Source organism: Streptomonospora mangrovi, from assembly GCF_027604915.1.
Lineage (GTDB): Bacteria > Actinomycetota > Actinomycetes > Streptosporangiales > Streptosporangiaceae > Streptomonospora > Streptomonospora mangrovi.
Genome location: NZ_JAJAQC010000028.1, coordinates 14,394 through 27,737, shown reverse-complemented (window position 1 = coordinate 27,737; position 13,344 = coordinate 14,394). Strand labels below are relative to the sequence as shown.

The following is a 13,344-nucleotide window of genomic DNA, read 5'->3' as shown; positions in this document are numbered from 1 at the left end:
CGTCTGCGGTGTGTCTGGAGCCGCGCGCGGCTCAGGCCCCCTGCGAGGGCGCCGGGCGGCGGCCGGGCGTCAGATGATGGGCGGTCGGCCGGCCAGGGCCATGCGCCAGGCGGTGGACCACTTGATGGGGGTGCGCGGACCGCAGTCCTCGCGCCAGCCCTCGCGGAACCCGCGGAACCACGCCGCCAGGGCCGCGCGCGAGCGGCGCTCGCGCAGCAGGGTGATCGCCACCCAGTCGGCCAGGTAGACCAGCGCCAGCGGCCACGGGAGGTTGCGGCGGGCCAGCCACACCCGGTTGCGGGCGTTGAGCCGGTAGAACTCGGTGTGGCGGGTGGGCGGCACGGCCGGGTGGTACATGACGGCGTCGGCGTCGTACTCGATGTGGTAGCCGGCGTCCATGATGCGCCAGGCGAGGTCGGTTTCCTCGTGGGCGTAGAAGAAGTCGCCGGGCAGGCCGCCGCACTTCTCGAAGGCGCTGCGCCGCACCGCGCTGGCGCCGCCCAGGAAGGTGGTGACGCGGCTGGAGCGGTGGGGGTCGCCCACGCGCAGGCGCGGGACGTGCCGCCGCTGGTCGGGGCCGCCGTCGGGGTCGGCGATGCGCAGCGAGATCGCGCCGAGCCGGGGGTCGTCGGCGAACCGGGCGCTGATGTGGCGGGCGACCTCGGGCGAGCGGTACCAGCCGTCGTCGTCCAGGAACAGGATGATGTCGCCGGTGCCGGCCTTGACGCCGTGGTTGCGGCCCTCGGGGATGCCGACGTTCTCGGGCAACTGGACCGTGATGACGTCGTCGGGCAGCGGGGGGAGCTTGCAGCCGTTGCTGACCACGACCAGTTCGATGTCGGCGTCGCGCTGCTCGCGCACGCTGTCGATGGCGCGGCGGAGTTCGGCCGGGCGGTCGCCCATGGTCAGGAGGACGCAGGTGATCTTCATTCGCTGCGCACCTCCGCGCCCGGTGCCGTCGTCTGGGAGGGTGGCGGTGGCGGAGGTCTGGTCCGACGTGCCGACAGAGCCAACCGGCCGACGCGCGGCCTCCCGCGGCTCGGTCGGCGGAAGGCCGGAGAGAGCTGGGCTGGTCATAGGCACCGTTCGTGGACGTGGATGACAGGTGTACTCAAGTTAACCATCGCATGAATGGCCTAACGAAGAAATAAAGCATAGGGGCTCGCGGCGTGATTCACCGCACACACCCCCCGCGCCCGGCGCCCCCGGCCGGGGGCGGCACCGCGCCCGGCGGCTACTCCAGCCGGCGCGAGGCCAGCACGCTGACCAGATGCAGCACCGCCTGGAGCGCGGCGACGGCCACGCACACCGCCATCAGCGCCCGGGTGGCCAGCAGGTCGCCGCGCACGGCGTCGACCACGGCCACCGCCGCCACCAGCAGCGACAGCTCCACCGCCTGGATGACCCGGTGGAACCGCAGCGCCGCGGCGGCCCGGCGCGCCAGGCCCAGGCCGGCCGAGCGCGGCTGGAGCGCGGCGTCGGCGACCTTCTCGGGCAGGCCGGCCTTGGCGCGGGCCACCACCACGTTGTCGGTCTCGACCTTGATCAGCGCGGCGCCCAGGGCGGCGGCCATGCCGGCGACCACCCAGTTGCCGGCGGCGAACTCGTTCTGGGCGCGCAGGCCCAGGCCGATCAGCAGCGCGATCTCGGCCAGGTAGTGGCCGATGCGGTCGAGGTAGATCCCGGCGGTGCTGGTGCGGCCGGTGAAGCGGGCGACCTCGCCGTCGGAGCAGTCCAGCAGCAGGTACACCTGCACCAGCAGCAGCGCCACCAGCGCCGACCACAGCCCGCCGAACGCCAGCACCACGCCGGCCAGCACGCCGCACGCCATCATCAGGTAGGTGATGGGGTTGGGCGGCACGCCCAGGCGCACGAACAGGGTGCTGAGGTAGGGGGAGATGTCGCGCATGTAGAGGCGGCCGGCCCAGTGCTCCTCGTTGACGCGCTCCTTGACGCCCTCGGGCTGGCCTCCGGCGCGGACCTCAGCGACCGACGGTCTTGGCATACTCACCGACGCTCCGCCTGATCTCGTCGTCCGACAGGGCAAGGTGCTCCAGGACGGTGTAGCGTCCCGGGCGCGTGGAGGGGGCGTGGGCCACCGCGCGGGCGAACTGGTCCTCGTCCAGGCCGATGTCGGCGGGCACGACCGGCAGGCCGTGGCGCAGCAGGCAGGCGCGGATGTCCTCCAGGCGGGACTCCCCCTCGCCCTGGTAGCGGCTGCGCAGGAAGTAGGCGTAGAGCGCGCCGATTCCCGCCAGCTCCCCGTGGTTGCTGGTGCCGGGGTAGAGCTGGTCGATGGCGTGCAGCACCTCGTGGCAGGCGCCGCTGGCGGGGCGGCTGGAGCCGGCCACCGACATCGCCATGCCCGACAGCACCAGCGCCTCGGCCAGCGCGGTGAGGAAGTCCTGGGAGTCCACGGAGTCCTGCCGGTTGAGGATGGCCTCGGCCGCCACGCGGGCGAAGGTCACCGACATGCCGTCGACCGGTTCGCCCTGCTCGCGGCCTGCCAGCTCCCAGTCGGCGATGGCCGAGAGGTTGCTCACGGCGTCGCCGATCCCCGAGCGCACCAGCCGCTGCGGCGCGGCGCGCACGTAGTCGACGTCGACCACGACCGCCACCGGCATGGTGACGCCGTAGGAGCCCTTGCCGCTCTCGTGCTCCAGGGAGCTGACCGGCGAGGCGATGCCGTCGTGGGAGAGGTTGGTGGCCACGGCGACCATCGGGATACCGGCCATGGAGGCGGCGTACTTGGTGACGTCGATGGTCTTGCCGCCGCCGATCCCGGCCACGGCCTCATAGGCGCCCGAGCGCAGCTTCTTGCCCAGCTCGGTGGCGACGTCCACGCTGCCGCCCTCGACCTTGAACACCTCGCAGTGCGGCAGGTCGAGGTCGGCGGCGATCTGGGAGCCCTGCCCGGGGCCGACCGCCACGGCGATGCGGCCCTCGTTGGCGATGCGGCGGTCGGCGAGCACGGTGCCCAGCGAGCCGATGGCGCCCCGGCGGACGTCGATTGCCAGGGGCGCGGCGAGCATCCGGGCTAGTAGCGGCATGCGATCTCCCGGGCTCGGGCGAGGTCGTCGTGGTTGTCGACCTCGACCCAGTCGACGGTGCCGATGGGGGCCACCGCGACCTTGCCGCCGCGGTTGACCAGCTCCTGGTAGCCGTCCTCGTAGTAGAGCTGGGGGTCGCGCTCCCAGGTGGCCTTGAGCGCGTCGGCGAGCCGGCCGGCCAGGGCGCCCTCGATGAGGGTGGCGCCGATGTACTCGCCGGCGGCCTCGGCCGGGTCCATCAGCTTGGTGATGCGGCTGAGGTGGCCCGAGCCGTCCAGGATCACCTTCATCTCCTCGTCGGCCAGAGTTTTGACCGTGTCCACCGCGAGGAGGAGTTCGGGACCGCGCGCCGCGAGTAGGGTCTCCTCGACGCTCACCGGGTGCACGGTGTCGCCGTTGACGAGGAGGACGCCTTCGGAGAAGTACTCGCGCGCCGTCCACAGGGAGTAGGCGTTGTTCCACTCCTCGGCCTTGTCGTTGTACACGAGGGTGATCTTCACTCCGTGCCGCTGCTCCAGGGCCTCCTTGCGCTGCTCCACGGCCTCGGCCCGGTAGCCCACGACGACCACGACGTCGGTGAGCCCGGCCGCGGCCAGGTTGCGCAGCGAGATGTCCATGATGGTGGTCTCACCATCGACCGGCACCAGGGCCTTGGGCAGGGTGTCGGTGTATGGGCGCAGTCTGCGGCCCGCTCCGGCGGCAAGAACCATACCGAGCATGTGGGCGTGCTCCTCCTTAGCCAGTGGAGGCGTTCACGCCTCCCGTGTCGTTGCGCGGGGTCTCCGGCTCCTCGGGGGTGTCCGGAGCCGCTGCCTCGGCGACGGGGGTCGCCAGCCAGCCGGTCGCGGCCTCCCACACGAGGAGGACCGCGAGGTAACCCGCAAGTACACCGTAGGTGAACGGCAGCCAACCTAGTGCGCCGCCGACGGCCGTGACCAACATCCGGCCGTCCCAGCCGAGCATGGCCCGCATGAGCCAGGCCGGGGGGCGCACACCGCAGCGCGTGCGGTGGACGGCGTCGGCGTGGTGCAGGACGACCACGGCCACCAGCGCGAACACCAGGGGCTCGGGCACACCGGATCCGTAGCCGAGCGCGAGCAGATAAAGATACTCGGTCGCGCGGAGGATCGGCGGCACCAGCCGGTCGAAGCGCCCGTCGTGCGGGTGCCCCGAGGCGACTCCGGAGAGCAGCAGCGCGGCCACCGGTGCGAACAGGGTAATGCCTGACAGCCGGTTGAGCCCCGCCACCAGCAGCACCCCCACCACCAGCGCCCCGGCCACAGCGGGCAGCAGCGGCGGCAGCCCGCCGGCGGCCAGCCGGCCCAGGGCGGTGCTCAGGTGGCCGTCGTCGCGCAGAAACCGCAGATCGGGGCCTGAACGGGCCGGCGGACGAGGGGACGCGCCCATAGGTTACCTCGCGGTGTCCGGGGTGGTGGTCTCTACCAGTTCGGCGGCGGTCGCCAGCGCACACCCGACGATCAGTGCGACGAACGTCACGCGCGCGTCCCAAATCGTTATCGTCAGCGCGACAACCGCGAACCGGGCGATCTGCGGGAAGGCCAGGACCGCGCGCACCGGCGGCGGCACCACCGGGATCCCGCGCCGGGCGCGGGCGGCGGGCGCGGGACCGGTGTCGGGGCCGGTGCCGGCGCGCGTGCCGGCGGCGGTCTCCGTGCCGGCGGCGCCGGGAGCGGGCTCGGTGGCGGTGGCGGTGCCGGCGGCGGGCGCCGGGCCGGCGGACGCGTCGGCCCGCCCGCCGGCGCCCAGCAGTTCGTCGGTGAGCGAGGGGTCGCTGGGCGAGCGGTCGGCCACGTCGCGGCTGGGGTCCACCGCGTCGATGGGCGTGCCCCCGTCGGGGCCGGGCGCCCACTCGGGCTCGCCCGCGCGGGCGCCGCGCGCGGCGGCGACCGCGTCCTGCAACGCCTGGGCGATCAGCGCGCCCGCCGCCCACGCCCAGGCGTCGGGCACGCCCGCGAGCGCGCCGCCCACCGCCAGTCCGGCGTAGACGACGTACTCGCGCAGCCGGAACAGCATGAGCGACAGCCACAGGTCCAGGCGGTCGGGGCGGTCGCCCCGCAGCCGCTCGGCGAGGGGGTCGGTGCACAGCACCAGGGCCAGCAGCAGCGACCCGATGACCGCGCCGCGCACCCCGGAGTCGGTGAACCAGACGGCGGCCGCCACGGCCAGCAGCAGCCCGATCTGGGACATGCCGGTGGGACCGACCTGGTATTCGCGCAGCCGGCGCGCCACTGACCAGGGCCGCCGTGCGCCCTTGCCGCCGGTGCGCGCGTCGACGTCAGACACAGCCGTGCCCCTCCCGTGCGCGCGTGCGTTCACCGTCTACCCGAGGGGGTGGTCCTGGCAACCACCGGCACACCCCATATGGCCCAACCGGGGGCCGCGCATGGCGCGGCCGTGGGGGTCCGCGCCGCCGGGGCGGCGCGGGTCAGGCGGCGCGGTCGTCACCGCGGCCGGTGGTGCGGTCGCCGCCGGCGGGGCCGGTGCCGCCCTCGGGGGCGGCGGGGTCGGCGGCGGGGTCGGCGGCGGCCTCGGCGGTGCCGGCGCCGGCCTCCGTGGGAGCCCCGGTGTCCGTGGACTCCTCGGCGCCGCCGGCGTCCGTGGCCGCCGGGGACCCCTTGGCCTCCTTGGCGGCGCGCTTGGCCTGCTGCGCCTCCTGCTCGGCCTGGGCGTCGGCCTGGTAGGCCGCCAGCGCGGTGTCGATGTCGGCGTCGAGCACCAGCCGGCCGTCCTTCATGTACAGCCCGCGGGTGCAGAACCGGCGCAGGTCGTTCTCGCTGTGGGAGACCAGGACCATGGTGCGGTCGTCCTCCAGCATCCGGCTGATGGCGCGGTAGCACTTGCGCTTGAACGCGCGGTCGCCCACCGCCAGCACCTCGTCCACCAGCATGATGGGGTGCTCCAGTTGGGAGATCAGCGCGAAGCCGAGCCGGACCTTCATGCCGCTGGAGTAGTGCCGCACGGGCATGTCGATGTAGCCCTCGCGGAGGTTGGCGAACTCCACGATCTCGTCGAAGCGCTCGTCGATGGTCTGCTGGCTCATGCCGTGCAGCGACCCCACCAGGTAGATGTTCTCGCGGCCGGTGAGCTGGCCGTTGAACCCGGCCCGCAGCTCCAGCAGCGGCGCGACCTTGCCGCGGACCTCCACCGTGCCCTCGTCGGGGATGAGCACGCCCGCGATGAGTTTGAGGAGGGTGGACTTGCCGGTGCCGTTCTTGCCGACGATGCCGACGCACTCGCCCTGCTGGATGGAGAAGGAGACGTCGCGCAGCGGCCAGAACTCGGCGCCGGAGGCGTTGGGGTCGCGCTTGGTCCCGTGGATCAGCATCTCGCGCAGGCTGCGCCGGCGCTTGCGGTTCATCGCGAACTTGATGCCGAGCCCCGTGGCCTCGATGACCGGCTCCGCCATTACAGCTCCTTCAGGACGGAAGTCTCCAGGCGCCGGAAGGTCAGGTATCCGGCGACGAGCAGGACGAGCGCGCCCCCGATGCTCGTGCTCAGGATCAGGGCGTTGGGCGCGTCGGCCGGGTACCACACCGCGTGGTGCATCTTGAAGATACCCAGCAGCGGGTTGAGCTGGTAGAGCGTGACGAACCAGTCGGGGAAGTCGGACTCCAGGACCAGGGACGACGGGATGATGATGGCCGACGCGTAGAACAGCACCCGGTTCAGGATACGCACGACCCGCTCGATGTCGCGGACCAGCACGTTGACCGAGGCCAGCAGCAGCGTCATGCCCAGCGAGAACACGAGCTGGACCGCGATGGCCAGCGGCAGCCACAGCAGCAGCCCCTCGGCGCTGGTGCGCCCGCCCAGGGCGAACACGAACAGCAGCAGCACCGGCCAGGTGAAGAGGTAGTCCACGAACTTCGCGGCCACCACCTCGATCGGGAAGATCTCCCGGGGCACCTTCATCGTGGTGATGAGCTTGGCGTGGGTGATCAGCGCGTTGGGCGCCTGGCTCAGCGACTGCGAGAACCACAGCCACGGCAGCAGGCCCGAGATGAGGAACAGCAGGTAGCCGCCGGGGGCGTCGTCGCCGCCGGGCACCCCCCGGTTGCTGTTGAAGATGAGGCCGAAGACGAAGAAGTAGACCCCGGCCATGGCCAGCGGCTCCAGCATGGACCACGCGTAGCCCAGGATCGACTTCTGGTACTTGACCTTGAGGTCGCGCCTGACCAGGAGGCTCACGACCTGCCGGTTCTGCCAGACGGCCAGCGCCCTTGACGGCACCGCCACCTCCTCGTGGAGCGGATCGGACGGGGGTCGCGCGCCCGCGCCCCTCGGCGGGCGCCCGCGCGCGCGGCCGGCGGTGGCCGGGCGCGGTGCGGCGAATGCGGGGGGCGGCGGGGTGTGCGCGGGCGGCGGGACGGTGTGCGGTGGCACGCGCGGGGGCGTGTGCGCCGGGCGGCCGGCGCCTCAGGGAGCGGCCGGGGTTTGCGCCCCGTGCGACCGCGCCGGCTGCGCGCGGCCCGCCCCGGCTCCCGCCGGGCGCGCCTCAGCCTACCCCGTGCGGGTGCGCGGCCCGGGCCGCTCGGCCGGGCCGGTGGAGCGGGCGTTCTCGCCGGACACCGGCGGCGCCCGGCGCGGGTCCGCTAACCTCGGCTATCGACCACGCGGAGAAGGGGAGTCGATGCAGGTTGAGGAGTCCGCGCCGGGCGGTGCGGCCGGGGCGGACCGCCCGCACGTCACCGCCGCGGTGCTGGCGGGCGGGGTGGGCGCGCGCATGGGCGGCGGCCGGCCCAAGCAACTGCTGCCGCTGGCCGGGCGCACCGTGCTGGAGCACGCGGTGGCGGCGTTATGCGCGGCGCCCGAGGTCGACGACGTGGTCGTGCTGATGGTGGGCGACCACTTGGCCGAGGCCGAGCGGATCGTCGCCGGGGCCGACCTCGCCAAGGTGTCGGCGGTGCTGCCGGGCGGGGCCACCCGCACCGCCACCTCCGCGGCGGCGCTCGCCGCCGTGGCCCACCGCCGCGACTCCGATCTTCTGCTGCTGCACGACGCCGCGCGCCCGCTGGTCAGCGGCGCGGTCATCAGCGGCTGCGTGGCGGCGCTGGCCACCGCCGGCGCGGTGGGGGTGGCGGTGCCCTCGGGCGACACCGTGGTCGAGGTCGCGGCCGGGCCCGGCGGCACCGAGATGCTGCGGGCCGTGCCGCCCCGGGCGTCGCTGCGCCGCATGCAGACCCCGCAGGGGTTCCGCCTGGGCGTGCTGCGCCGGGCCTACGAGCGCGCGCTGGCCGACCCCGCCCTGGTGGCCACCGACGACTGCGGCGTGGTGCTGCGCTACCTGCCCGGCGAGGAGGTCCGGGTGGTCGAGGGCGACGAGGCCAACATCAAGATCACCCACCCCGGCGACGTCGAGGTCGCCGAGGTGCTGCTGCGGCTGCGCGCCGGGACCGCCGGAGCCGCGGGGGCCGCCGGGGCGGCGCGGTGACGGCCGGGGGCGCGCCGGCGCGCGGCCGGGTGTTCCCCGCGCCGCCCGAGGTGATCGGCCACCGGGGGCTGGGGCGCGGCACGGTCGAGGGCCTGCGCGAGAACACCCCGGAGTCCTACGCGGCGGCGGCCAAGGCCGGCGCGGACTGGGTCGAGGTCGACGTGCGCCGCGCCGCCGACGACGTGCTGGTGGTCAACCACGACGCCGCCCTGCCCGACGGCCGCGCGATCGTGGACCTGCCCTCGGCGGCGTGCCGCGAGGCGGGCCTGGCCACCCTGGAGGAGGCGCTGGAGGCGGTGCCGCCCGAGGTCGGGGTGGACGTCGACGTCAAGTCGGTCATGGAGGACGCCGTGGACCCCGCGCACCGGCGCACCATGGCGCTGCTGGTGCCGGTGCTGCGCCGCGAGGCCGCCCGCCGCAGGCTGTTCGTGTGCTCCTTCGACCCGGCGGTGCTGCTGCACGTCCACGCGCACGCGCCCGGGGTGCCCACCGCGTGGATGCCGTTCGTGCGCAACCCGCTGGACCAGGCGGTGGCGGGCGCGGCCGGGCTGGGCTGCGCGGTGGTCGCCATCGACGCCCGCTCCTTCGGCCTGGCGGGCGACGAGCCGCGGCCGGGCCGCCGCGAGGTCGCCTACACCGTCGAGGTCGCCCACCGCGCGGGCCTGGAGGTGGTGTCGTGGTGCCCCGGCCCGGTGGACGCCGCCCGGTTCGCCGAGGCGGGGGTGGACGCCGTCGTGGTGGACGACGTCGCGGGCACGATCGCCGCCCTGCGGTGAGGGCCCACCGCCCGCCGCCGCGCGGCCGCCGTCACCGGCTAGGGCGTGTTTTATGGATACTCGCCCTACTGCGCGGCGCCCCAGTACCACTCTCGCTGCGTTCTCGTCGGTCGACAGGGAACCACCCTGACTCCCTCCTCGGCCTTGCGAGAGCGGCACTGGTCCCTACCCGGCGCCCCGCGCGGGGGCGCTTCGCGCCTGGCGCGGGGCGCACGCGAGTGCGCCGCTCGCTACGGGCGGCATCCATAAAACACGCCCTAGGCGGGCTCGCGCCGGGTCTGGGCCACGCGGGAGTCGGCGCCCAGGCCGGGCGGGCTGGTGAGGAACCCCCACCCCCAGGCCATGTGCATGGTGGCCAGCGCCACCGGGATGCTCACCCGGGCGCGCGCCGGCAGGCCGCGCCCCAGCGGGACGGCCGCGGCGACGACGGCGGCGGCGTAGGCGCCGGGCACCAGCCACAGCGGCCACAGCCAGAACCCGCCGACCAGGCCGAGCGCGATGGCGACCACGGCCAGCGGCGGGGCGAGGTAGCGCAGGTTGATGGTGCCCTTGTGCTGGCGGGCCACCACCCGGCGCCACCGGCCGTAGTTGAAGTACTGCTTGGCCAGCGCGCCCGCCGAGGGGCGCGGGCGGTAGGACACCCGCATCCGGGGCTCGAACCACACCACGCCGCCGGTGCTGCGGATGCGGTGGTTCATCTCCCAGTCCTGGGCGCGCAGGAACGCCTCGTCGTAGCCGCCCACGCGCTCCAGCGCGGTGCGGCGGAAGACCCCGAGGTAGACGGTGTCGGCGGGGCCGCCCTCGCCGCCGGTGTGGAAGCGGGCGTTGCCCACCCCGATCTTGGAGGTCATGGCGGCGGCCACCGCCTTCTCCCAGGGGGTCTCGCCCTCGGCGGCCATGATGCCGCCGACGTTGTCGGCGCCGGTCTCCTCGATGGTGCGCACCGCCACCGCGAGGTAGTCCGGCGGCATCATGGCGTGGCCGTCGATGCGGGCCACGATGGAGTGCGAGGACGCCGCGATGGCGGCGTTGAGCCCGGCGGGGGTGCGCCCGGTGGGGTTGTCCACGACCTTCACCCGGGGGTCGGCCGCGGCGAGGGTGTCGGCCACCTCGCGGGTGCGGTCGGTGCTCGGCCCGATCGCGAGCACGACTTCGAGATCTCCCGGGTACTCCTGGGCGAGGACGTGGCGCACCGCTTGGGCGAGGTGGCGCTCCTCGTTGAGGACGGGCATGACGACGGATACGGCCGGCCAGGTCACGAGCGCTTCCAACGGTCGGGTCAACGGGTCGCGAGGCTCCTTCGCGGCTTCGCAGACGCAACGGTACTGCACCCGGGGGCCGGGTCCGGCCACGCGGCGGGCGCCGCCGCCGGCCCGGGAGCCCCGGCGCGGGCGGCGTTTGGGCGCGTTTCCCCGGGGAACCACAGGGCGGCCGAACCGTGTCCGCGCCGCGTGCGTCCCAAGGTGCGGGCGGCCCCTCGCGCCGGGCGCACGTGCGGCAAGAGGGGCAACACGCCGACAGGCGACATCGGGCGACCGATCGGTGGATTCGGTGACAACCTAGAGGACGCGGGTCGAGGGGCCGGGAAGCCGTGCACGCCGTGCACCGCCGGCCCGCGCCGCCGGCGCACGCCGGCCGGCGGCCGGAGCGGACGGAGGATGCTGTGAGCGACCGCCGAGGCGACGACCGGCGCGGCGGCGGCCGTGCCGACCGCGGCGCGGAGTTCCACCGCGTGCGCTCCGCGCCCCTTCCGCCCGAGCCCGGCCGGCGCCGGGCGTTCACCCCGCCCAGCCCCCGGGTGCGCCGCAAGCGCACCCTGCTGCTGCTCGCGGGGACCATGTCGGTGCTGGTGCTGCTGGCGTCGGGCACCGCGTGGTCGCTGTCGGGGTGGGTCTCCGGCCAGATGAACCGGTTCGACGTGTTCGGCGACCTCGCCGATGGCGACCGGCCCGCCGCCGGCGCCACCGGCGCGCTGAACTTCCTGGTCATCGGGTCCGACACCCGCGACGGCATGGACCGGGGCCGGCGCGCCGACCTCGGCGTGGGCCAGGCCGACGGCCGCCGCTCCGACACCATGATGCTGGTCCACCTCAACCACGCCCGCGACCACGTCACCGTGGTGGGCATCCCCCGCGACTCCTGGGTGGACATCCCCGGCCACGGCGAGGACAAGATCAACGCCGCCTACTCCTACGGCGGCCCGTCGCTGGCGGTGCAGACCGTGGAGTCGGCCACCAACGTGCGCATCGACCACTACGTCGAGGTCGACTTCGCCGGGTTCGTGGACGTGGTGGACGCGCTCGGCGGCATCGAGGTGTGCCTGCCCGAGCCCATCAACGACCCCAAGGCGCGCCTGGACATGCCGGCGGGCACCCACCGCGTGGACGGCACCGAGGCGCTGGCCTTCGCCCGCACCCGCCAGACCGCCGGCGGCGACATCGACCGCATCGACCGCCAGCAGCAGGTGGTGGCGGCCATGCTCCAGACCGCGCTGAGCACCGACACCCTCACCGACCCCCAGCGCTTCGGCGCCTTCCTCGACACCGCGCTGGGCGCCGTCACCGTGGACGAGGGGCTGGACTCCGCCGCGCTCAACGACCTGGCCGGGCAGATGCGCGACATCAGCCTCAAGGACGTCACGTTCGCGCAGGTGCCGCTGGAGAGCACCGACTTCTGGACGCCGCGCGGCGACGTCGCCGTCACCTGGGACACCGCCGCGGCGGCCGACATGTTCGCCAAGATCTCCGCCGACAAGCCGCTGGAGGGCGGCGAGGACGCGGGCTCCGGCGGCGGGAGCGGCGGCGGCGCGGGCGGCGGGGACGCGGCCCCACGCCCCGAGGACATCGAAGTGGAGGTCTTCAACGGCACCGGGATCGCTGGGCTGGGCGCCCAGGCCGGCACCGCGTTCACCGACGCCGGGTTCCGGGTGGCCGGCACCCCGGGCAACTGGTCCAGCGCCGACGTGGCCGAGACCGTGCTGCGCCACGGCCCCGACCACCGGGCCGAGGCCGCCGTGGTCGCCGACAGCGTCCCCGGGGCGACCCTGGAGGAGGACCCCGGCCTGGGCGACCGCGTCCAGGTGGTGCTGGGGTTCAACTACCAGGAGGTCCGGCCGCCCGAGGCCGCCGACGCGGCCGCCTCCCCCTCCCCCTCGCCCGAGGCGCCCGCCGGCGGCGAGGGCGGGCCCGCCACCGCCGCCGAGACCGTCTGCGCCGACTGACCCGCCGCCCGGCGGCGCCGGCGGATAGCGTGGAGGACGGGGGCGCCGCCCCGGAGCCGATCCCCCAAGGAGGCCGCCATGCTGCGCCATCTGACCGGACTGCTCGCCGGGCTCGCCCTGGCGCCGCCGCTGTGGCTGGCGCTGGCCTGGGCCTGCGGCGAGCTGTACCCCAACGTCCTGCGGGGCGGCACCGAGGGGTTCTCGCCGCTCGCGCTGGCGGCCGTGGGCACGCTGATGGCGGTGGGGGTGGTGTGCGGGTTCCTCGCCGGCGCGCGCGTCACCCCGCTGGCCGCGTTCGTCGCCGGCGCCCTGCCGCTGGCCTACGCGCTGTGGCCGGTGCTGGCGCCCGGCTCGGTCGACGCCGTGCTGCCGGGCTGGATCCCGCAGGACTCCCTGTTCCACCCGCGCGGGCCGGGGCTGCCGGCCGGCCTGCTGGTGGGCGCGGTGCTGTTCATCTCGGCCGTGGTGCCCTCGCGGTGGCGCTCCTACCGGGCGGGCGACCCGCCGCCGGCGCCGCTGCCGGTGCCCCCGCCCGCCCCGGCGACCGCCGCCCCGCCCGTGGAGCGCGGTGGTGGGCGCGGTCCGGTCGGCGGCCACGCCGGGGACCCGGCGGCCGAACCCGTGAACGACGACCCCTACGGCGATCCCTACGACGACCCCACCAAGACCACCACGCCGCTGCGGCGCGGCGCGAGCGCGCGCACGACCTGGTCGGGGAGCGGGCCGGCCGGGGACGACCCCAGCGACACCCGGGAGTTCCACCGGCGCGAGACCCGCTGAGCGCGGGCGCGGCCTCTGGCCGGGCGGCCCGCGCGCGATTAGCGTAGAGGGTCCACGCTGAGGAGG

The 13,344-nt window shown here is 74.9% G+C and carries 12 protein-coding genes and 1 pseudogene; 4 read left to right on the top strand and 9 right to left on the bottom strand.

Annotated features, from left to right (window positions below; genetic code table 11):
- Positions 1-69: 69 nt before the first annotated feature.
- The 8 genes and pseudogenes from LG943_RS16735 to LG943_RS16700 all read right to left on the bottom strand — a co-directional run bounded on the left by LG943_RS16735 (position 70) and on the right by LG943_RS16700 (position 7,301).
- Entirely contained in the window at positions 70-930 is an 861-nt protein-coding gene (locus LG943_RS16735; RefSeq protein ID WP_270073223.1) for a glycosyltransferase family 2 protein, read from the bottom strand.
- Positions 931-1,234: 304 nt separating this feature from the next.
- Positions 1,235-2,005: a CDP-alcohol phosphatidyltransferase family protein gene (locus LG943_RS16730; protein ID WP_270073222.1), complete on the bottom strand. Its 771-nt coding sequence runs from the start codon at positions 2,003-2,005 to the stop codon at positions 1,235-1,237.
- Positions 1,983-3,032: an iron-containing alcohol dehydrogenase family protein gene (locus LG943_RS16725; protein ID WP_270073273.1), complete on the bottom strand. Its 1,050-nt coding sequence runs from the start codon at positions 3,030-3,032 to the stop codon at positions 1,983-1,985. The genes LG943_RS16730 and LG943_RS16725 overlap by 23 nt, the downstream gene beginning before the upstream one ends.
- 5 nt (positions 3,033-3,037) lie before the next feature.
- The gene (locus tag LG943_RS16720) at positions 3,038-3,769 is read right to left on the bottom strand and encodes a phosphocholine cytidylyltransferase family protein (RefSeq protein WP_270073221.1); all 732 of its coding nucleotides are present in this window, start codon (positions 3,767-3,769) and stop codon (positions 3,038-3,040) included.
- 16 nt (positions 3,770-3,785) lie between these two features.
- The gene (locus LG943_RS16715) at positions 3,786-4,457 is read right to left on the bottom strand and encodes a DUF5941 domain-containing protein (RefSeq protein ID WP_270073220.1); all 672 of its coding nucleotides are present in this window, start codon (positions 4,455-4,457) and stop codon (positions 3,786-3,788) included.
- Positions 4,458-4,460: 3 nt separating this feature from the next.
- Positions 4,461-5,354: a hypothetical protein gene (locus LG943_RS16710; RefSeq protein WP_270073219.1), complete on the bottom strand. Its 894-nt coding sequence runs from the start codon at positions 5,352-5,354 to the stop codon at positions 4,461-4,463.
- Positions 5,355-5,496: 142 nt separating this feature from the next.
- Positions 5,497-6,330, bottom strand: a pseudogene (locus LG943_RS16705) (ABC transporter ATP-binding protein); the annotation flags it as partial.
- 146 nt (positions 6,331-6,476) lie between these two features.
- The gene (locus tag LG943_RS16700; RefSeq protein ID WP_270073217.1) at positions 6,477-7,301 is read right to left on the bottom strand and encodes an ABC transporter permease; all 825 of its coding nucleotides are present in this window, start codon (positions 7,299-7,301) and stop codon (positions 6,477-6,479) included.
- A 400-nt stretch (positions 7,302-7,701) separates the two neighbouring features.
- On the opposite strand from LG943_RS16700, the gene LG943_RS16695 reads away from it, so the two are divergent.
- Both LG943_RS16695 and LG943_RS16690 read left to right on the top strand, forming a co-directional pair.
- On the top strand, positions 7,702-8,502 hold the full coding sequence (locus tag LG943_RS16695; RefSeq protein ID WP_270073216.1) for an IspD/TarI family cytidylyltransferase: 801 nt from the start codon (positions 7,702-7,704) through the stop codon (positions 8,500-8,502).
- Complete coding sequence (locus LG943_RS16690; protein WP_270073215.1) at positions 8,499-9,278, top strand: glycerophosphodiester phosphodiesterase; 780 nt, start codon at positions 8,499-8,501, stop codon at positions 9,276-9,278. The genes LG943_RS16695 and LG943_RS16690 overlap by 4 nt, the downstream gene beginning before the upstream one ends.
- Positions 9,279-9,535: 257 nt before the next feature.
- Here LG943_RS16690 and LG943_RS16685 read toward each other — a convergent pair whose 3' ends face one another.
- Positions 9,536-10,537, bottom strand: a complete 1,002-nt coding sequence (locus LG943_RS16685) for a glycosyltransferase family 2 protein (protein WP_270073272.1) — start codon at positions 10,535-10,537, stop codon at positions 9,536-9,538.
- A 404-nt stretch (positions 10,538-10,941) separates the two neighbouring features.
- Between LG943_RS16685 and LG943_RS16680 the strand changes: the two genes are divergently transcribed.
- Complete coding sequence (locus tag LG943_RS16680; RefSeq protein WP_270073214.1) at positions 10,942-12,498, top strand: LCP family protein; 1,557 nt, start codon at positions 10,942-10,944, stop codon at positions 12,496-12,498.
- A gap of 78 nt (positions 12,499-12,576) precedes the next feature.
- Positions 12,577-13,278 (top strand): hypothetical protein, encoded by a 702-nt coding sequence (locus tag LG943_RS16675; RefSeq protein WP_270073213.1) that lies wholly within the window; start codon positions 12,577-12,579, stop codon positions 13,276-13,278.
- Positions 13,279-13,344 lie beyond the last annotated feature (66 nt).